The 20,389-nt window shown below is 35.3% G+C and carries 20 protein-coding genes and 1 other annotated feature; all 20 genes read left to right on the top strand.

The window, feature by feature from the left end; translation table 11 throughout:
* Positions 1-122: 122 nt before the first annotated feature.
* The 20 genes from cysE (at position 123) to fusA (ending at position 20,173) form a co-directional block, all read left to right on the top strand.
* Complete coding sequence (gene cysE, locus NST10_RS07430; RefSeq protein ID WP_001805237.1) at positions 123-770, top strand: serine O-acetyltransferase; 648 nt, start codon at positions 123-125, stop codon at positions 768-770.
* Positions 754-2,154, top strand: a complete 1,401-nt coding sequence (gene cysS / locus NST10_RS07425) for a cysteine--tRNA ligase (RefSeq protein ID WP_000631982.1) — start codon at positions 754-756, stop codon at positions 2,152-2,154. Before cysE ends, cysS begins: the two co-directional genes overlap by 17 nt.
* Positions 2,147-2,551 carry a Mini-ribonuclease 3 gene (locus NST10_RS07420; RefSeq protein WP_000370181.1) on the top strand — a complete coding sequence of 135 codons (405 nt, stop codon included), beginning with the start codon at positions 2,147-2,149 and terminating at the stop codon, positions 2,549-2,551. The genes cysS and NST10_RS07420 overlap by 8 nt, the downstream gene beginning before the upstream one ends.
* A 7-nt stretch (positions 2,552-2,558) precedes the next feature.
* The gene (rlmB, locus tag NST10_RS07415; protein WP_000390332.1) at positions 2,559-3,305 is read left to right on the top strand and encodes a 23S rRNA (guanosine(2251)-2'-O)-methyltransferase RlmB; all 747 of its coding nucleotides are present in this window, start codon (positions 2,559-2,561) and stop codon (positions 3,303-3,305) included.
* Complete coding sequence (locus NST10_RS07410) at positions 3,305-3,829, top strand: NYN domain-containing protein (RefSeq protein WP_000664740.1); 525 nt, start codon at positions 3,305-3,307, stop codon at positions 3,827-3,829. Before rlmB ends, NST10_RS07410 begins: the two co-directional genes overlap by 1 nt.
* An 80-nt stretch (positions 3,830-3,909) precedes the next feature.
* Positions 3,910-4,479: an RNA polymerase sigma factor gene (locus NST10_RS07405; RefSeq protein WP_000872867.1), complete on the top strand. Its 570-nt coding sequence runs from the start codon at positions 3,910-3,912 to the stop codon at positions 4,477-4,479.
* A gap of 114 nt (positions 4,480-4,593) precedes the next feature.
* Complete coding sequence (gene rpmG / locus NST10_RS07400; RefSeq protein WP_001791441.1) at positions 4,594-4,737, top strand: 50S ribosomal protein L33; 144 nt, start codon at positions 4,594-4,596, stop codon at positions 4,735-4,737.
* 55 nt (positions 4,738-4,792) lie between these two features.
* Positions 4,793-4,975 carry a preprotein translocase subunit SecE gene (secE, locus tag NST10_RS07395; protein WP_001074473.1) on the top strand — a complete coding sequence of 61 codons (183 nt, stop codon included), beginning with the start codon at positions 4,793-4,795 and terminating at the stop codon, positions 4,973-4,975.
* A 12-nt stretch (positions 4,976-4,987) separates the two neighbouring features.
* Positions 4,988-5,536: a transcription termination/antitermination protein NusG gene (nusG, locus tag NST10_RS07390; protein WP_001288302.1), complete on the top strand. Its 549-nt coding sequence runs from the start codon at positions 4,988-4,990 to the stop codon at positions 5,534-5,536.
* Between the two features lie 180 nt (positions 5,537-5,716).
* Positions 5,717-6,139 carry a 50S ribosomal protein L11 gene (gene rplK, locus NST10_RS07385; protein WP_001085792.1) on the top strand — a complete coding sequence of 141 codons (423 nt, stop codon included), beginning with the start codon at positions 5,717-5,719 and terminating at the stop codon, positions 6,137-6,139.
* 207 nt (positions 6,140-6,346) lie between these two features.
* Positions 6,347-7,039: a 50S ribosomal protein L1 gene (gene rplA, locus NST10_RS07380; protein ID WP_001074619.1), complete on the top strand. Its 693-nt coding sequence runs from the start codon at positions 6,347-6,349 to the stop codon at positions 7,037-7,039.
* Between the two features lie 87 nt (positions 7,040-7,126).
* Positions 7,127-7,273: a sequence feature (ribosomal protein L10 leader region), on the top strand.
* 37 nt (positions 7,274-7,310) lie between these two features.
* A complete protein-coding gene (gene rplJ, locus NST10_RS07375) occupies positions 7,311-7,811 on the top strand; it encodes a 50S ribosomal protein L10 (protein WP_001273085.1) in 501 nt (166 codons plus the stop codon).
* Between the two features lie 42 nt (positions 7,812-7,853).
* Positions 7,854-8,222: a 50S ribosomal protein L7/L12 gene (gene rplL / locus NST10_RS07370; RefSeq protein WP_001273587.1), complete on the top strand. Its 369-nt coding sequence runs from the start codon at positions 7,854-7,856 to the stop codon at positions 8,220-8,222.
* Positions 8,223-8,396: 174 nt separating this feature from the next.
* Positions 8,397-9,005, top strand: coding sequence for a class I SAM-dependent methyltransferase (locus tag NST10_RS07365; RefSeq protein WP_000020304.1), 609 nt, complete (start codon positions 8,397-8,399; stop codon positions 9,003-9,005).
* Positions 9,006-9,219: 214 nt separating this feature from the next.
* On the top strand, positions 9,220-12,771 hold the full coding sequence (gene rpoB, locus NST10_RS07360) for a DNA-directed RNA polymerase subunit beta (protein WP_000918664.1): 3,552 nt from the start codon (positions 9,220-9,222) through the stop codon (positions 12,769-12,771).
* A gap of 163 nt (positions 12,772-12,934) precedes the next feature.
* Positions 12,935-16,531, top strand: a complete 3,597-nt coding sequence (gene rpoC, locus NST10_RS07355; RefSeq protein WP_001819727.1) for a DNA-directed RNA polymerase subunit beta' — start codon at positions 12,935-12,937, stop codon at positions 16,529-16,531.
* 136 nt (positions 16,532-16,667) lie between these two features.
* On the top strand, positions 16,668-16,922 hold the full coding sequence (locus NST10_RS07350; protein ID WP_000031892.1) for a ribosomal L7Ae/L30e/S12e/Gadd45 family protein: 255 nt from the start codon (positions 16,668-16,670) through the stop codon (positions 16,920-16,922).
* Between the two features lie 97 nt (positions 16,923-17,019).
* Positions 17,020-17,433, top strand: a complete 414-nt coding sequence (rpsL, locus tag NST10_RS07345; RefSeq protein WP_001142337.1) for a 30S ribosomal protein S12 — start codon at positions 17,020-17,022, stop codon at positions 17,431-17,433.
* 65 nt (positions 17,434-17,498) lie between these two features.
* A complete protein-coding gene (gene rpsG / locus NST10_RS07340; RefSeq protein ID WP_001137495.1) occupies positions 17,499-17,969 on the top strand; it encodes a 30S ribosomal protein S7 in 471 nt (156 codons plus the stop codon).
* Positions 17,970-18,091: 122 nt separating this feature from the next.
* The gene (gene fusA, locus NST10_RS07335) at positions 18,092-20,173 is read left to right on the top strand and encodes an elongation factor G (RefSeq protein WP_000090315.1); all 2,082 of its coding nucleotides are present in this window, start codon (positions 18,092-18,094) and stop codon (positions 20,171-20,173) included.
* Positions 20,174-20,389: the final 216 nt, after the last annotated feature.

Raw genomic sequence — 20,389 nt, 5'->3', positions numbered from 1 at the left:
GAGTGGAACCGTGCGGAAGCGCCTCTAACAATACAATTTGTATGTTAGTGGTGCTTTTTTTGATATTTAATTTCGCAGGTACTTCAATTATGTATTTACGTAGTTCAATCATTGAGGAGGAAATGATCTTGTTAAAAAGAATGAGAGACGATATAAAAATGGTATTTGAGCAGGATCCAGCGGCACGTTCAACATTAGAAGTCATTACAACGTATGCAGGTTTACATGCAGTTTGGAGTCATTTGATTGCACATAAGTTATACAACCAAAAAAAATATGTTGCAGCACGCGCGATATCTCAAATTTCAAGATTTTTCACAGGTATAGAAATCCATCCAGGTGCTAAAATTGGAAAGCGTCTATTTATAGATCATGGTATGGGCGTTGTAATAGGAGAAACATGTACAATTGGTGATAATGTGACAATCTATCAAGGCGTGACACTTGGTGGGACAGGGAAAGAAAGAGGGAAAAGACACCCAGATATAGGAGACAATGTTTTAATAGCAGCGGGTGCGAAAGTTTTAGGAAATATTAAAATAAATTCAAATGTAAATATTGGTGCAAATTCAGTTGTTTTACAATCAGTTCCAAGTTATTCAACGGTTGTTGGTATACCAGGACATATTGTTAAGCAAGATGGTGTTCGAGTTGGAAAAACATTTGATCATCGCCATCTACCTGATCCAATTTATGAACAAATTAAGCATTTAGAACGACAACTTGAAAAGACTAGGAATGGAGAGATTCAAGATGATTACATTATATAATACGCTTACACGTCAAAAAGAAGTGTTCAAGCCAATAGAACCAGGAAAGGTAAAAATGTATGTATGTGGTCCTACGGTATATAACTACATTCATATTGGTAATGCAAGACCAGCAATTAATTATGACGTAGTGAGACGTTACTTTGAATACCAAGGATATAATGTAGAATATGTATCAAATTTTACAGATGTAGATGATAAATTAATTAAACGTTCTCAAGAATTAAATCAGACTGTTCCCGAAATTGCAGAAAAATATATCGCTGCTTTTCATGAAGATGTTGGTGCTTTAAATGTTAGAAAAGCGACTTCAAATCCAAGGGTAATGGACCATATGGATGACATTATTCAATTTATTAAAGATTTGGTTGATCAAGGTTATGCATATGAAAGTGGTGGCGATGTTTACTTTAGAACACGTAAATTTGAAGGTTATGGTAAATTAAGTCATCAATCCATAGATGACTTAAAAGTGGGCGCTCGTATAGATGCAGGAGAGCATAAGGAAGACGCACTTGATTTTACATTGTGGAAAAAAGCGAAGCCTGGCGAGATTAGTTGGGATAGCCCATTTGGTGAAGGGAGACCAGGATGGCATATTGAATGTTCTGTAATGGCATTTCATGAGCTAGGAGCTACAATTGATATACATGCGGGTGGTTCAGATTTACAATTTCCACATCATGAAAATGAAATAGCACAATCGGAAGCACATAATCATGCGCCATTCGCTAATTATTGGATGCATAATGGTTTTATTAATATTGATAATGAAAAAATGAGTAAATCACTAGGCAACTTTATTTTAGTTCACGATATTATTAAAGAAGTTGATCCAGATGTATTAAGATTCTTTATGATTAGCGTACATTATAGAAGTCCAATTAACTATAATCTAGAATTGGTTGAATCAGCACGTAGTGGACTAGAGCGTATTCGCAATAGTTATCAATTAATTGAAGAGCGCGCACAAATTGCTACTAATATTGAAAATCAACAGACATATATTGATCAAATTGATGCGATTTTAAATCGTTTTGAAACAGTTATGAATGATGATTTTAATACAGCTAATGCAATTACAGCTTGGTATGATTTAGCAAAACTTGCAAATAAATATGTACTAGAGAACACAACATCAACAGAAGTAATTGATAAATTTAAAGCAGTTTATCAAATTTTCAGCGATGTTTTAGGTGTACCGTTAAAATCTAAAAAAGCAGATGAATTATTAGATGAAGATGTTGAAAAATTAATCGAAGAGCGTAATGAAGCAAGGAAAAACAAAGATTTTGCACGAGCAGATGAGATTCGAGACATGCTGAAATCACAAAACATTATATTAGAAGACACACCTCAAGGGGTTAGATTTAAACGTGGATAATCAACAAGATAATCACATTAAATTATTGAATCCATTGACCTTAGCATATATGGGAGACGCAGTCTTAGATCAATATGTACGTACGTATATCGTTTTAAAGCTTAAAAGTAAGCCTAATAAACTACATCAAATGTCTAAAAAATATGTATCTGCCAAAAGTCAGGCGCAAACGTTAGAATATTTAATGGAGCAAGAATGGTTTACAGACGAAGAAATGGATATTTTGAAACGAGGGCGTAACGCGAAAAGTCATACTAAAGCTAAAAATACTGATGTTCAAACATATCGTAAAAGTTCAGCGATAGAAGCAGTGATAGGTTTTCTTTATTTAGAAAAAAGAGAAGAACGATTAGAGGCATTATTAAATGAAATAATAACAATAGTAAACGAAAGGTAGTGACAATGTGGAAGATACGGTTATTGTTGGTAGGCATGCTGTTAGAGAAGCGATTATTACTGGGCATCCGATAAATAAGATATTGATTCAAGAAGGAATTAAAAAGCAACAAATTAATGAAATTTTAAAAAATGCAAAAGATCAAAAAATCATTGTTCAAACTGTACCAAAATCTAAATTAGATTTTTTAGCAAATGCACCACATCAGGGGGTTGCAGCGCTTATTGCACCATATGAATATGCTGACTTCGATCAATTTTTAAAACAGCAAAAAGAAAAAGAAGGTTTATCGACAGTGCTTATATTAGACGGCTTAGAAGACCCGCATAACTTGGGATCAATTTTAAGAACAGCAGATGCAACGGGAGTTGATGGTGTTATTATTCCTAAACGTCGTTCAGTTACACTAACGCAAACAGTTGCAAAAGCCTCAACAGGTGCAATTGAACATGTACCAGTTATTCGAGTGACAAATTTAGCTAAAACTATCGATGAACTAAAAGATAATGGTTTTTGGGTAGCTGGCACTGAAGCTAATAATGCAACAGATTATAGAAATCTTGAAGCGGACATGTCATTGGCTATTGTAATTGGCAGCGAAGGACAGGGTATGAGTCGTCTAGTAAGTGATAAATGCGATTTTTATATTAAGATTCCAATGGTTGGCCATGTAAACAGTTTGAATGCTTCGGTTGCAGCAAGTTTAATGATGTACGAAGTATTTCGAAAAAGACATGATGTTGGAGAAATATAATGAAAGAACGTTACTTAATCATTGATGGATACAATATGATAGGACAATCACCAACGCTAAGCGCCATTGCAAAAGAGAATTTAGAAGAAGCTAGAATGCAATTAATAGATACAATTGCAAATTATAATGCAGTTATTTCAGATGAAATTATTTGTGTTTTTGATGCTTATGACCAATCGGGTGTTGAAAGAGAATACATGTATCATGGCGTTAAAACAATTTTTACCAAGGAAAAAGAAACAGCTGATAGTTTCATAGAACGTTATGTCTATGAACTTTATGACAAGCACACTAAGCATATTACAGTTGTAACAAGTGATATGAGTGAGCAACATGCTATCTTTGGATCAGGTGCATATAGAATATCATCTCGCGAAATGTGGAGAGATTTAAAAGAAAATGAAATTGATGTGAGTAAATCATTAGATGATATAAGTGAAAACAAGCCAAGAACTCGAATTCCGTTATCTTCTGAAATCCTTGCAGAATTTGAAAAAATACGAAGAGGACATCATAAGAAATGACATTTCCATCATCTTGAAATTTTGAATGTAACAATATTAAACTAACCTTAAATTTTAGATAGAAGGGGTTAGTTTAATACTTGAAATATGATTTGACAACTCAAGACAGTACAATCAAACGTAACAATGCAATAAATGATAAAGACTTCGAAAAGTTAGTAATGGATCTACAACCATTAATTATACGGCGCATCAAAACATTTGGATTTAATCATTATGATTTAGAAGATTTATATCAAGAAATACTTATACGGATGTATAGGTCGGTCCAAACATTTGATTTTAGTGCAGAGCAGCCTTTCACAAATTATGTTCAATGTTTAATTACGTCTGTAAAGTATGATTATTTGAGAAAATATTTAGCTACAAATAAAAGAATGGATAATTTGATTAATGAATATAGAGTTACGTATCCATGTGCAATAAAGCGTTATGATGTTGAAAACAATTATTTGAATAAATTAGCAATTAAAGAGTTGATTCGTCAGTTTAAGTATTTGAGTGCATTTGAAAAAGATGTCATGTATTTAATGTGTGAACAATATAAGCCGAGAGAAATTGCTCAACTGATGCATGTAAAAGAGAAAGTGATTTATAATGCCATACAACGATGTAAAAATAAAATAAAACGTTATTTCAAAATGATTTGAAAAGCGTCTTAGGACGTGAATTGAATTAGAACGTGTTACTTCCTGATGGTTTGACATTTGTTATAAATTTTATGTATAGTATACTGGTATTATAATGAATAAAGGTGAATTATTGTGAGGAAAATACCTTTAAATTGTGAAGCTTGTGGCAATAGAAATTATAATGTTCCTAAGCAAGAAGGCACGGCAACAAGATTAACCTTAAAGAAATATTGTCCAAAATGTAACGCGCACACAATTCATAAAGAATCGAAATAAATACATTCGAAATAATACTTTGATAATATGTTCAAAGGATTTGGAGGTTGAGCAGATGGCTAAAAAAGAAAGTTTCTTTAAAGGCGTTAAGTCTGAAATGGAAAAAACAAGTTGGCCGACGAAAGAAGAGCTATTTAAATATACTGTAATTGTAGTTTCTACTGTTATATTCTTCTTAGTCTTTTTCTATGCCTTAGATTTAGGAATTACAGCATTGAAAAATTTATTATTTGGTTAGAGGAGTGAAGACATGTCTGAAGAAGTTGGCGCAAAGCGTTGGTATGCAGTGCATACATATTCTGGATATGAAAATAAAGTTAAAAAGAATTTAGAAAAAAGAGTAGAATCTATGAATATGACTGAACAAATCTTTAGAGTAGTCATACCGGAAGAAGAAGAAACTCAAGTAAAAGATGGCAAAGCTAAAACGACTGTTAAAAAAACATTCCCTGGATATGTTTTAGTGGAATTAATCATGACAGATGAATCATGGTATGTGGTAAGAAATACACCAGGCGTTACTGGTTTTGTAGGTTCTGCAGGTGCAGGGTCTAAGCCAAATCCATTGTTACCAGAAGAAGTTCGCTTCATCTTAAAACAAATGGGTCTTAAAGAAAAGACTATCGATGTTGAACTCGAAGTTGGCGAGCAAGTTCGTATTAAATCAGGTCCATTTGCGAATCAAGTTGGTGAAGTTCAAGAAATTGAAACAGATAAGTTTAAACTAACAGTATTAGTAGATATGTTTGGCCGAGAAACACCAGTAGAAGTTGAATTCGATCAAATAGAAAAGCTTTAATTAACAATTAAAGTTATTAAACTAACCAAAAGATAAAAAAGAGTATTGATTTTTTAATTAGAAAAGTGTTAAAATTATGTGGTCGCGCTTTTAGAGCGCCCATTTCGTCACGAAATGTTAAGAGTGGGAGGGCAAAACTGAGCCCTGTGACCACATCACGATATCAAGGAGGTGCACATCGTGGCTAAAAAAGTAGATAAAGTTGTTAAATTACAAATTCCTGCAGGTAAAGCGAATCCAGCGCCACCAGTTGGTCCAGCATTAGGTCAAGCAGGTGTGAACATCATGGGATTCTGTAAAGAGTTCAATGCACGTACTCAAGATCAAGCAGGTTTAATTATTCCGGTAGAAATCAGTGTTTATGAAGATCGTTCATTTACATTTATTACAAAAACTCCACCGGCTCCAGTATTACTTAAAAAAGCAGCTGGTATTGAAAAAGGTTCAGGTGAACCAAACAAAACTAAAGTTGCTACAGTAACTAAAGATCAAGTACGCGAAATTGCTAACAGCAAAATGCAAGACTTAAACGCTGCTGACGAAGAAGCAGCTATGCGTATTATCGAAGGTACTGCACGTAGTATGGGTATCGTTGTAGAATAATTTTACGAATATTAAATTTGATTACATGATTTAAACGATGAAGCAGATAACAGAGATAATAATGATGAATTATAAATATAATCTGAATGACTAGATTAATGATTGATTTATTCATATGATTAATTCTTCTGTTGTCTGCTCTTAACTTGCATCTAGCAAGTAATGTGGGAGGAAATTCCGCTAAAACCACTAAAGGAGGAACTATAAATGGCTAAAAAAGGTAAAAAGTATCAAGAAGCAGCTAGTAAAGTTGACCGTACTCAGCACTACAGTGTTGAAGAAGCAATTAAATTAGCTAAAGAAACAAGCATTGCTAACTTTGACGCTTCTGTTGAAGTTGCATTCCGTTTAGGAATTGATACACGTAAAAATGACCAACAAATCCGTGGTGCAGTTGTATTACCAAACGGAACTGGTAAATCACAAAGTGTATTAGTATTCGCTAAAGGTGACAAAATTGCTGAAGCTGAAGCAGCAGGTGCTGACTATGTAGGTGAAGCAGAATACGTTCAAAAAATCCAACAAGGTTGGTTCGACTTCGATGTAGTAGTTGCTACACCAGACATGATGGGTGAAGTTGGTAAATTAGGTCGTGTATTAGGACCAAAAGGTTTAATGCCAAACCCTAAAACTGGAACTGTAACAATGGATGTTAAAAAAGCTGTTGAAGAAATCAAAGCTGGTAAAGTAGAATACCGTGCTGAAAAAGCTGGTATCGTACATGCATCAATTGGTAAAGTTTCATTTACTGATGAACAATTAATTGAAAACTTCAATACTTTACAAGATGTATTAGCTAAAGCTAAACCATCATCTGCTAAAGGTACATACTTCAAATCTGTTGCTGTAACTACAACAATGGGTCCTGGAGTTAAAATTGATACTGCAAGTTTCAAATAATAAATGATATAAACAATTACAGGCTGAAAGAAATATCTTTCAGTCTGTAAAAATATATTGACAATAAGTAATTTCCAAGTTATATTACTTATTGTGATTATTTTACCTAAGACAGTAGGAGTTATTTATAACTTAAAATTTATCCTGCCGAGGCTAAAATTGACTTGAACGTGATGATCTATGATCTTTCAAGCACTTTTTGCCGTGGGTAGAAAGTGCTTTTTTTATTAATTTTAAAAAAAGCACCAAAAATTTAAATGGAGGTGTCTGAATGTCTGCTATCATTGAAGCTAAAAAACAATTAGTTGATGAAATTGCTGAGGTACTATCAAATTCAGTTTCAACAGTAATCGTTGACTACCGTGGATTAACAGTAGCTGAAGTTACTGACTTACGTTCACAATTACGTGAAGCTGGTGTTGAGTATAAAGTATACAAAAACACTATGGTACGTCGTGCAGCTGAAAAAGCTGGTATCGAAGGCTTAGATGAATTCTTAACAGGTCCTACTGCTATTGCAACTTCAAGTGAAGATGCTGTAGCTGCAGCGAAAGTAATTTCTGGATTTGCTAAAGATCATGAAGCATTAGAAATTAAATCAGGCGTTATGGAAGGCAATGTTATTACAGCAGAAGAAGTTAAAACTGTTGGTTCATTACCTTCACACGATGGTCTTGTATCTATGCTTTTATCAGTATTACAAGCTCCTGTACGCAACTTCGCTTATGCGGTTAAAGCTATTGGAGAACAAAAAGAAGAAAACGCTGAATAATTTTTAGCGTAAAAAAATTAAAAATAATGGAGGAATTATAAAATGGCTAATCATGAACAAATCATTGAAACGATTAAAGAAATGTCAGTATTAGAATTAAACGACTTAGTAAAAGCAATTGAAGAAGAATTTGGTGTAACTGCAGCTGCTCCAGTAGCAGTAGCAGGTGCAGCTGGTGGCGCTGACGCTGCAGCAGAAAAAACTGAATTTGACGTTGAGTTAACTTCAGCTGGTTCATCTAAAATCAAAGTTGTTAAAGCTGTTAAAGAAGCAACTGGTTTAGGATTAAAAGATGCTAAAGAATTAGTAGACGGAGCTCCTAAAGTAATCAAAGAAGCTTTACCTAAAGAAGAAGCTGAAAAACTTAAAGAACAATTAGAAGAAGTTGGAGCTACTGTAGAATTAAAATAATTCAAGTATCTTAAACTTAATAATCAAAGTTTTATAGCAAGTATTGCTATAATATAATGATTCTTTGAGAAGTTAAAACCCCGTTATTTTGATAACGGGGTTTTATTCATTTAAAGACTAAGTGAAATGTTATAATTATAATGACGAGTTACAAAGTGAAGATGAGGTGGAATAATGAGTCATTATTACGATGAAGATCCAAGTGTAATTAGCAATGAACAACGTATTCAATATCAATTAAACCATCATAAAATTGATTTAATAACTGATAACGGAGTGTTTTCGAAAGATAAAGTAGATTATGGTTCAGATGTTCTTGTTCAAACTTTTTTGAAAGCGCATCCACCTGGTCCAAGTAAGCGAATTGCCGATGTTGGTTGTGGTTACGGACCAATTGGTTTGATGATTGCTAAAGTATCACCACATCATTCAATTACAATGCTAGATGTTAATCACAGAGCGCTAGCCTTAGTTGAAAAAAACAAAAAATTAAATGGTATTGATAATGTGATCGTAAAGGAAAGTGATGCTTTGTCTGCTGTGGAAGACAAAAGTTTTGATTTTATTTTAACCAATCCACCAATAAGAGCAGGGAAAGAAACCGTGCATCGTATATTCGAGCAAGCATTACATAGATTAGACTCGAACGGTGAACTATTTGTTGTAATTCAGAAGAAGCAAGGTATGCCATCTGCAAAGAAAAGAATGAATGAACTTTTTGGAAATGTAGAAGTGGTAAATAAAGATAAAGGATATTACATTCTGAGAAGTATAAAAGCTTGAAATGAAATGGATATTCTGTTATAGTTATTTAATGTAAAAATTTATGTTCAATAAGTGTGTACTTTTACGTTAAATAGATAAGTTAATTAAGAATAAATATAGAATCGAAAATGGTGTCATCATTAGTGTTGCCGTTTTCTTTTTGTCTTTTTATTAATATGCTTATGGTATTTAGCTAAAAGCGGATCACATAATTTTTGAGGGGTGAATCTGTTTGGCAGGTCAAGTTGTCCAATATGGAAGACATCGTAAACGTAGAAACTACGCGAGAATTTCAGAAGTATTAGAATTACCAAACTTAATAGAAATTCAAACTAAATCTTACGAGTGGTTCCTAAGAGAAGGTTTAATCGAAATGTTTAGAGACATTTCTCCAATTGAAGATTTTACTGGTAATTTGTCATTAGAGTTTGTGGATTACCGTTTAGGAGAACCAAAATATGATTTAGAAGAATCTAAAAACCGTGACGCTACTTATGCTGCACCTCTTCGTGTAAAAGTGCGTCTAATCATTAAAGAAACAGGAGAAGTTAAAGAACAAGAAGTCTTTATGGGTGATTTCCCATTAATGACTGATACAGGTACGTTCGTTATCAATGGTGCAGAACGTGTAATCGTATCTCAATTAGTTCGTTCACCATCCGTTTATTTCAATGAAAAAATCGACAAAAATGGTCGTGAAAACTATGATGCAACAATTATTCCAAACCGAGGTGCATGGTTAGAATATGAAACAGATGCTAAAGATGTTGTATACGTGCGTATTGATAGAACACGTAAACTACCATTAACAGTATTGTTACGTGCATTAGGTTTCTCAAGTGACCAAGAAATTGTTGACCTTTTAGGTGACAATGAATATTTACGTAATACTTTAGAGAAAGACGGCACTGAAAACACTGAACAAGCGTTATTAGAAATCTATGAACGTTTACGTCCAGGTGAACCACCAACTGTTGAAAATGCTAAAAGTCTATTGTATTCACGTTTCTTTGATCCAAAACGCTATGACTTAGCAAGCGTGGGTCGTTATAAAACAAACAAAAAATTACATTTAAAACATCGTTTATTCAATCAAAAATTAGCTGAGCCAATTGTGAATACTGAAACTGGTGAAATTGTAGTTGAAGAAGGTACAGTGCTTGATCGTCGTAAAATCGACGAAATCATGGATGTACTTGAATCAAACGCAAACAGCGAAGTGTTTGAATTGCATGGTAGCGTTATAGACGAGCCAGTAGAAATTCAATCAATTAAAGTATATGTTCCTAACGATGATGAAGGTCGTACGACAACTGTAATTGGTAATGCTTTCCCTGACTCAGAAGTTAAATGTATTACACCAGCAGATATCATCGCTTCAATGAGTTACTTCTTTAACTTATTAAGTGGTATTGGATATACAGATGATATTGACCATTTAGGTAACCGTCGTTTACGTTCTGTAGGTGAATTACTACAAAACCAATTCCGTATCGGTTTATCAAGAATGGAAAGAGTTGTACGTGAAAGAATGTCAATTCAAGATACTGAGTCTATCACACCTCAACAATTAATTAATATTCGACCTGTTATTGCATCTATTAAAGAATTCTTTGGTAGCTCTCAATTATCACAATTCATGGACCAAGCAAATCCATTAGCTGAGTTAACGCATAAACGTCGTCTATCAGCATTAGGACCTGGTGGTTTAACACGTGAACGTGCTCAAATGGAAGTGCGTGACGTTCACTACTCTCACTATGGCCGTATGTGTCCAATTGAAACGCCTGAGGGACCAAACATTGGATTGATTAACTCATTATCAAGTTATGCACGTGTAAATGAATTCGGCTTTATTGAAACACCATATCGTAAAGTTGATTTAGATACACATGCTATCACTGATCAAATTGACTATTTAACAGCTGACGAAGAAGATAGCTATGTTGTAGCACAAGCAAACTCTAAATTAGATGAAAATGGTCGTTTCATGGATGATGAAGTTGTATGTCGTTTCCGTGGTAACAATACAGTTATGGCTAAAGAAAAAATGGATTATATGGATGTATCGCCGAAGCAAGTTGTTTCAGCAGCGACAGCATGTATTCCATTCTTAGAAAATGATGACTCAAACCGTGCATTGATGGGTGCGAACATGCAACGTCAAGCAGTGCCTTTGATGAATCCAGAAGCACCATTTGTTGGTACAGGTATGGAACACGTTGCAGCACGTGATTCTGGTGCAGCTATTACAGCTAAGCACAGAGGTCGTGTTGAACATGTTGAATCTAATGAAATTCTTGTACGTCGTCTAGTTGAAGAGAACGGCGTTGAGCATGAAGGTGAATTAGATCGCTATCCATTAGCTAAATTTAAACGTTCAAACTCAGGTACATGTTACAACCAACGTCCAATCGTTGCAGTTGGAGATGTTGTTGAGTTTAACGAGATTTTAGCAGATGGACCATCTATGGAATTAGGAGAAATGGCATTAGGTAGAAACGTAGTAGTTGGTTTCATGACTTGGGACGGTTACAACTATGAGGATGCCGTTATCATGAGTGAAAGACTTGTGAAAGATGACGTGTATACTTCTATTCATATTGAAGAGTATGAATCAGAAGCACGTGATACTAAGTTAGGACCTGAAGAAATCACAAGAGATATTCCTAATGTTTCTGAAAGTGCACTTAAGAACTTAGACGATCGTGGTATCGTTTATATTGGTGCAGAAGTAAAAGATGGAGATATTTTAGTTGGTAAAGTAACGCCTAAAGGTGTAACTGAGTTAACTGCCGAAGAAAGATTGTTACATGCAATCTTTGGTGAAAAAGCACGTGAAGTTAGAGATACTTCATTACGTGTACCTCACGGCGCTGGCGGTATCGTTCTTGATGTAAAAGTATTCAATCGTGAAGAAGGCGACGACACATTATCACCTGGTGTAAACCAATTAGTACGTGTATATATCGTTCAAAAACGTAAAATTCATGTTGGTGATAAGATGTGTGGTCGACATGGTAACAAAGGTGTCATTTCTAAGATTGTTCCTGAAGAAGATATGCCTTACTTACCAGATGGACGTCCGATTGATATCATGTTAAATCCTCTTGGTGTACCATCTCGTATGAACATCGGACAAGTATTAGAGCTACACTTAGGTATGGCTGCTAAAAATCTTGGTATTCACGTTGCATCACCAGTATTTGACGGTGCAAACGATGACGATGTATGGTCAACAATTGAAGAAGCTGGTATGGCTCGTGATGGTAAAACTGTACTTTATGATGGACGTACAGGTGAACCATTCGATAACCGTATTTCAGTAGGTGTAATGTACATGTTGAAACTTGCGCACATGGTTGATGATAAATTACATGCGCGTTCAACAGGACCATATTCACTTGTTACACAACAACCACTTGGCGGTAAAGCGCAATTCGGTGGACAACGTTTCGGTGAGATGGAGGTATGGGCACTTGAAGCATATGGTGCTGCATACACATTACAAGAAATCTTAACTTACAAATCCGATGATACAGTAGGACGTGTGAAAACATACGAGGCTATTGTTAAAGGTGAAAACATCTCTAGACCAAGTGTTCCAGAATCATTCCGAGTATTGATGAAAGAATTACAAAGTTTAGGTTTAGATGTAAAAGTTATGGATGAGCAAGATAATGAAATCGAAATGACAGACGTTGATGACGATGATGTTGTAGAACGCAAAGTAGATTTACAACAAAATGATGCTCCTGAAACACAAAAAGAAGTTACTGATTAATACGCAATTTACAAAACAGGCAAAAAGATACTAAGCTGAATTTTATTGATGATTCGGTTTAGTACTTTAAGCCATTTTAAATAAATGCAAATCAATCAAATAGCACAGCTAATCTAAATTGAAGGAGGTAGGCTCCTTGATTGATGTAAATAATTTCCATTATATGAAAATAGGATTGGCTTCACCTGAAAAAATCCGTTCTTGGTCTTTTGGTGAAGTTAAAAAACCTGAAACAATCAACTACCGTACATTAAAACCTGAAAAAGATGGTCTATTCTGTGAAAGAATTTTCGGACCTACAAAAGACTGGGAATGTAGTTGTGGTAAATACAAACGTGTTCGCTACAAAGGCATGGTCTGTGACAGATGTGGAGTTGAAGTAACTAAATCTAAAGTACGTCGTGAAAGAATGGGTCACATTGAACTTGCTGCTCCAGTTTCTCACATTTGGTATTTCAAAGGTATACCAAGTCGTATGGGATTATTACTTGACATGTCACCAAGAGCATTAGAAGAAGTTATTTACTTTGCTTCTTATGTTGTTGTAGATCCAGGTCCAACTGGTTTAGAAAAGAAAACTTTATTATCTGAAGCTGAATTCAGAGATTATTATGATAAATACCCAGGTCAATTCGTTGCAAAAATGGGTGCAGAAGGTATTAAAGATTTACTTGAAGAGATTGATCTTGACGAAGAACTTAAATTGTTACGCGATGAGTTGGAATCAGCTACTGGTCAAAGACTTACTCGTGCAATTAAACGTTTAGAAGTTGTTGAATCATTCCGTAATTCAGGTAACAAACCTTCATGGATGATTTTAGATGTACTTCCAATCATCCCACCAGAAATTCGTCCAATGGTTCAATTAGATGGTGGACGATTTGCAACAAGTGACTTAAACGACTTATACCGTCGTGTAATTAATCGAAATAATCGTTTGAAACGTTTATTAGATTTAGGTGCACCTGGTATCATCGTTCAAAACGAAAAACGTATGTTACAAGAAGCCGTTGACGCTTTAATTGATAATGGTCGTCGTGGTCGTCCAGTTACTGGCCCAGGTAACCGTCCATTAAAATCTTTATCTCATATGTTAAAAGGTAAACAAGGTCGTTTCCGTCAAAACCTACTTGGTAAACGTGTTGACTATTCAGGACGTTCAGTTATCGCGGTAGGTCCAAGCTTGAAAATGTACCAATGTGGTTTACCGAAAGAAATGGCACTTGAACTATTTAAACCATTTGTAATGAAAGAATTAGTTCAACGTGAAATTGCAACTAACATTAAAAATGCGAAGAGTAAAATCGAACGCATGGATGATGAAGTTTGGGACGTATTGGAAGAAGTAATTAGAGAACATCCTGTATTACTTAACCGTGCACCAACACTTCATAGACTTGGTATTCAAGCATTTGAACCAACTTTAGTTGAAGGTCGTGCGATTCGTCTACATCCACTTGTAACAACAGCTTATAACGCTGACTTTGATGGTGACCAAATGGCGGTTCACGTTCCTTTATCAAAAGAGGCACAAGCTGAAGCAAGAATGTTGATGTTAGCAGCACAAAACATCTTGAACCCTAAAGATGGTAAACCAGTAGTTACACCATCACAAGATATGGTACTTGGTAACTATTACCTTACTTTAGAAAGAAAAGATGCAGTAAATACAGGCGCAATCTTTAATAATACAAATGAAGTGTTAAAAGCATATGCAAATGGCTTTGTACATTTACACACAAGAATTGGTGTACATGCAAGTTCATTCAACAACCCAACATTTACTGAAGAACAAAACAAAAAGATTCTTGCTACGTCAGTAGGTAAAATTATATTCAATGAAATCATTCCGGATTCATTTGCTTATATTAATGAACCTACGCAAGAAAACTTAGAAAGAAAGACACCAAACAGATACTTCATCGATCCTACAACTTTAGGTGAAGGTGGATTAAAAGAATACTTTGAAAATGAAGAATTAATTGAACCTTTCAACAAAAAATTCTTAGGTAATATTATTGCAGAAGTATTCAACAGATTTAGCATCACTGATACATCAATGATGTTAGACCGTATGAAAGACTTAGGATTCAAATTCTCATCTAAAGCTGGTATTACAGTAGGTGTTGCTGATATCGTAGTATTACCTGATAAGCAACAAATACTTGATGAGCATGAAAAATTAGTCGACAGAATTACAAAACAATTCAATCGTGGTTTAATCACTGAAGAAGAAAGATATAATGCAGTTGTTGAAATTTGGACAGATGCAAAAGATCAAATTCAAGGTGAATTGATGCAATCACTTGATAAAACTAACCCAATCTTCATGATGAGTGATTCAGGTGCCCGTGGTAACGCATCTAACTTTACACAGTTAGCAGGTATGCGTGGATTGATGGCCGCACCATCTGGTAAGATTATCGAATTACCAATCACATCTTCATTCCGTGAAGGTTTAACAGTACTTGAATACTTCATCTCAACTCACGGTGCGCGTAAAGGTCTTGCCGATACAGCACTTAAGACAGCTGACTCAGGATATCTTACTCGTCGTCTTGTTGACGTGGCACAAGATGTTATTGTTCGTGAAGAAGACTGTGGTACAGATAGAGGTTTATTAGTTTCTGATATTAAAGAAGGTACAGAAATGATTGAACCATTTATCGAACGTATTGAAGGTCGTTATTCTAAAGAAACAATTCGTCATCCTGAAACTGATGAAGTTATCATTCGTCCTGATGAATTAATTACACCTGAAATTGCTAAGAAAATTACAGATGCTGGTATTGAACAAATGTATATTCGCTCAGCATTTACTTGTAACGCAAGACACGGTGTTTGTGAAAAATGTTACGGTAAAAACCTTGCTACTGGTGAAAAAGTTGAAGTTGGTGAAGCAGTTGGTACAATTGCAGCCCAATCTATCGGTGAACCAGGTACACAGCTTACAATGCGTACATTCCATACAGGTGGGGTAGCAGGTAGCGATATCACACAAGGTCTTCCTCGTATTCAAGAGATTTTCGAAGCACGTAACCCTAAAGGTCAAGCGGTAATTACGGAAATCGAAGGTGTCGTAGAAGATATTAAATTAGCAAAAGATAGACAACAAGAAATTGTTGTTAAAGGTGCTAATGAAACAAGATCATATCTTGCTTCAGGTACTTCAAGAATTATTGTAGAAATCGGTCAACCAGTACAACGTGGTGAAGTATTAACTGAAGGTTCTATTGAACCTAAGAATTACTTATCTGTTGCTGGATTAAACGCGACTGAAAGCTACTTATTAAAAGAAGTACAAAAAGTTTACCGTATGCAAGGGGTAGAAATCGACGATAAACACGTTGAGGTTATGGTTCGACAAATGTTACGTAAAGTTAGAATTATCGAAGCAGGTGATACGAAGTTATTACCAGGTTCATTAGTTGATATTCACAACTTTACAGATGCAAATAGAGAAGCATTTAAACACCGCAAGCGCCCTGCAACAGCTAAACCAGTATTACTTGGTATTACTAAAGCATCACTTGAAACAGAAAGTTTCTTATCTGCAGCATCATTCCAAGAAACAACAAGAGTTCTAACAGATGCAGCAATTAAAGGTAAGCGTGATGACTTATTAGGTCTTAAAGAAAACGTAATTATCGGTAAGCTAATTCCAGCTGGTACTGGTATGAGACGTTATAGCGACGTAAAATACGAAAAAACAGCTAAACCAGTTGCAGAAGTTGAATCTCAAACTGAAGTAACGGAATAACAAGTATATAACAGAGGCTAAGGCTTTAGCCTCTTGTTATTTTTATGTAAATTATTTGATTTAATGTTGACGAATTCTCTTGTTCAATGTTAATATATTAAAGGTTGATGCAAGCAGAACTTTGGAGGATAAATTATTGTCTAAGGAAAAAGTTGCACGCTTTAACAAACAACATTTTGTAGTTGGTCTTAAAGAAACGCTTAAAGCGTTAAAGAAAGATCAAGTTACATCTTTGATTATTGCTGAAGACGTTGAAGTATATTTAATGACTCGCGTGTTAAGCCAAATCAATCAGAAAAATATACCTGTATCTTTTTTCAAAAGCAAACATGCTTTGGGTAAACATGTAGGTATTAACGTCAATGCGACAATAGTAGCATTGATTAAATGAGAATTAGTAAGTGTTTAACTTACTAAATTTTATTTAACCTAAAAATGAACCACCTGGATGTGTGGGATTAAAAAGTGAAGAGAGGAGGACATATCACATGCCAACTATTAACCAATTAGTACGTAAACCAAGACAAAGCAAAATCAAAAAATCAGATTCTCCAGCTTTAAATAAAGGTTTCAACAGTAAAAAGAAAAAATTTACTGACTTAAACTCACCACAAAAACGTGGTGTATGTACTCGTGTAGGTACAATGACACCTAAAAAACCTAACTCAGCGTTACGTAAATATGCACGTGTGCGTTTATCAAACAACATCGAAATTAACGCATACATCCCTGGTATCGGACATAACTTACAAGAACACAGTGTTGTACTTGTACGTGGTGGACGTGTAAAAGACTTACCAGGTGTGCGTTACCATATTGTACGTGGAGCACTTGATACTTCAGGTGTTGACGGACGTAGACAAGGTCGTTCATTATACGGAACTAAGAAACCTAAAAACTAAGAATTTAGTTTTTAATTAAATCTTAAACTTAAAATATTTAATATAAGGAAGGGAGGATTTACATTATGCCTCGTAAAGGATCAGTACCTAAAAGAGACGTATTACCAGATCCAATTCATAACTCTAAGTTAGTAACTAAATTAATTAACAAAATTATGTTAGATGGTAAACGTGGAACAGCACAAAGAATTCTTTATTCAGCATTCGACCTAGTTGAACAACGCAGTGGTCGTGATGCATTAGAAGTATTCGAAGAAGCAATCAACAACATTATGCCAGTATTAGAAGTTAAAGCTCGTCGTGTAGGTGGTTCTAACTATCAAGTACCAGTAGAAGTTCGTCCAGAGCGTCGTACTACTTTAGGTTTACGTTGGTTAGTTAACTATGCACGTCTTCGTGGTGAAAAAACGATGGAAGATCGTTTAGCTAACGAAATTTTAGATGCAGCAAATAATACAGGTGGTGCCGTTAAGAAACGTGAGGACACTCACAAAATGGCTGAAGCAAACAAAGCATTTGCTCACTACCGTTGGTAAGATAAAAGCTTTTACCCTGAGTGTGTTCTATATTAATGAATTTTCATTAAGCGTTCATGCTTAGGGCATCGCCATATCTATCGTATTTATTCAGTAATATAAACTGGAAGGAGAAAAAATACATGGCTAGAGAATTTTCATTAGAAAAAACTCGTAATATCGGTATCATGGCTCACATTGATGCTGGTAAAACGACTACGACTGAACGTATTCTTTATTACACTGGCCGTATCCACAAAATTGGTGAAACACATGAAGGTGCTTCACAAATGGACTGGATGGAGCAAGAACAAGACCGTGGTATTACTATCACATCTGCTGCAACAACAGCAGCTTGGGAAGGTCACCGTGTAAACATTATCGATACACCTGGACACGTAGACTTCACTGTAGAAGTTGAACGTTCATTACGTGTACTTGACGGAGCAGTTACAGTACTTGATGCACAATCAGGTGTTGAACCTCAAACTGAAACAGTTTGGCGTCAGGCTACAACTTATGGTGTTCCACGTATCGTATTTGTAAACAAAATGGACAAATTAGGTGCTAACTTCGAATACTCTGTAAGTACATTACATGATCGTTTACAAGCTAACGCTGCTCCAATCCAATTACCAATTGGTGCGGAAGACGAATTCGAAGCAATCATTGACTTAGTTGAAATGAAATGTTTCAAATATACAAATGATTTAGGTACTGAAATTGAAGAAATTGAAATTCCTGAAGACCACTTAGATAGAGCTGAAGAAGCTCGTGCTAGCTTAATCGAAGCAGTTGCAGAAACTAGCGACGAATTAATGGAAAAATATCTTGGTGACGAAGAAATTTCAGTTTCTGAATTAAAAGAAGCTATCCGCCAAGCTACTACTAACGTAGAATTCTACCCAGTACTTTGTGGTACAGCTTTCAAAAACAAAGGTGTTCAATTAATGCTTGACGCTGTAATTGATTACTTACCTTCACCACTAGACGTTAAACCAATTATTGGTCACCGTGCTAGCAACCCTGAAGAAGAAGTAATCGCGAAAGCAGACGATTCAGCTGAATTCGCTGCATTAGCGTTCAAAGTTATGACTGACCCTTATGTTGGTAAATTAACATTCTTCCGTGTGTACTCAGGTACAATGACATCTGGTTCATACGTTAAGAACTCTACTAAAGGTAAACGTGAACGTGTAGGTCGTTTATTACAAATGCACGCTAACTCACGTCAAGAAATCGATACTGTATACTCTGGAGATATCGCTGCTGCGGTAGGTCTTAAAGATACAGGTACTGGTGATACTTTATGTGGTGAGAAAAATGACATTATCTTGGAATCAATGGAATTCCCAGAGCCAGTTATTCACTTATCAGTAGAGCCAAAATCTAAAGCTGACCAAGATAAAATGACTCAAGCTTTAGTTAAATTACAAGAAGAAGACCCAACATTCCATGCACACACTGACGAAGAAACTGGACAAGTTATCATCGGTGGTATGGGTGAGCTTCACTTAGACATCTTAGTAGACCGTATGAAGAAAGAATTCAACGTTGAATGTAACGTAGGTGCTCCAATGGTTTCATATCGTGAAACATTCAAATCATCTGCACAAGTTCAAGGTAAATTCTCTCGTCAATCTGGTGGTCGTGGTCAATACGGTGATGTTCACATTGAATTCACACCAAACGAAACAGGCGCAGGTTTCGAATTCGAAAACGCTATCGTTGGTGGTGTAGTTCCTCGTGAATACATTCCATCAGTAGAAGCTGGTCTTAAAGATGCTATGGAAAATGGTGTCTTAGCAGGTTATCCATTAATTGATGTTAAAGCTAAATTATATGATGGTTCATACCATGATGTCGATTCATCTGAAATGGCCTTCAAAATTGCTGCATCATTAGCACTTAAAGAAGCTGCTAAAAAATGTGATCCTGTAATCTTAGAACCAATGATGAAAGTAACTATTGAAATGCCTGAAGAGTACATGGGTGATATCATGGGTGACGTAACATCTCGTCGTGGACGTGTTGATGGTATGGAACCTCGTGGTAATGCACAAGTTGTTAATGCTTATGTACCACTTTCAGAAATGTTCGGTTATGCAACATCATTACGTTCAAACACTCAAGGTCGCGGTACTTACACTATGTACTTCGATCACTATGCTGAAGTTCCAAAATCAATCGCTGAAGATATTATCAAGAAAAATAAAGGTGAATAATATAACTTGTTTTGACTAGCTAGCCTAGGTTAAAATACAAGGTGAGCTTAAATGTAAGCTATCATCTTTATAGTTTGATTTTTTGGGGTGAATGCATTATAAAAGAATTGTAAAATTCTTTTTGCATCGCTATAAATAATTTCTCATGATGGTGAGAAACTATCATGAGAGATAAATTTAAATATTATTTTTAATTAGAATAGGAGAGATTTTATA

This window comes from Staphylococcus sp. FSL W8-0305 (genome assembly GCF_037966415.1).
In the GTDB taxonomy this organism is placed as follows: Bacteria; Bacillota; Bacilli; order Staphylococcales; family Staphylococcaceae; genus Staphylococcus; species Staphylococcus aureus.
This window is presented reverse-complemented; position numbering and strand designations above follow the sequence as displayed.

What these genes read in the sequence shown, in the direction of transcription:
- cysE (WP_001805237.1), top strand. Translation starts at nt 123, where the DNA reads ATGATCTTGTTAAAAAGAATGAGAGACGATATAAAAATGGTATTTGAG.
- cysS (WP_000631982.1), top strand. Translation starts at nt 754, where the DNA reads ATGATTACATTATATAATACGCTTACACGTCAAAAAGAAGTGTTCAAG.
- NST10_RS07410 (WP_000664740.1), top strand. Translation starts at nt 3,305, where the DNA reads ATGAAAGAACGTTACTTAATCATTGATGGATACAATATGATAGGACAA.
- secE (WP_001074473.1), top strand. Translation starts at nt 4,793, where the DNA reads ATGGCTAAAAAAGAAAGTTTCTTTAAAGGCGTTAAGTCTGAAATGGAA.
- nusG (WP_001288302.1), top strand. Translation starts at nt 4,988, where the DNA reads ATGTCTGAAGAAGTTGGCGCAAAGCGTTGGTATGCAGTGCATACATAT.
- rplA (WP_001074619.1), top strand. Translation starts at nt 6,347, where the DNA reads ATGGCTAAAAAAGGTAAAAAGTATCAAGAAGCAGCTAGTAAAGTTGAC.
- rplJ (WP_001273085.1), top strand. Translation starts at nt 7,311, where the DNA reads ATGTCTGCTATCATTGAAGCTAAAAAACAATTAGTTGATGAAATTGCT.
- rplL (WP_001273587.1), top strand. Translation starts at nt 7,854, where the DNA reads ATGGCTAATCATGAACAAATCATTGAAACGATTAAAGAAATGTCAGTA.
- NST10_RS07365 (WP_000020304.1), top strand. Translation starts at nt 8,397, where the DNA reads ATGAGTCATTATTACGATGAAGATCCAAGTGTAATTAGCAATGAACAA.
- rpoC (WP_001819727.1), top strand. Translation starts at nt 12,935, where the DNA reads ATGAAAATAGGATTGGCTTCACCTGAAAAAATCCGTTCTTGGTCTTTT.
- rpsL (WP_001142337.1), top strand. Translation starts at nt 17,020, where the DNA reads ATGCCAACTATTAACCAATTAGTACGTAAACCAAGACAAAGCAAAATC.
- rpsG (WP_001137495.1), top strand. Translation starts at nt 17,499, where the DNA reads ATGCCTCGTAAAGGATCAGTACCTAAAAGAGACGTATTACCAGATCCA.
- fusA (WP_000090315.1), top strand. Translation starts at nt 18,092, where the DNA reads ATGGCTAGAGAATTTTCATTAGAAAAAACTCGTAATATCGGTATCATG.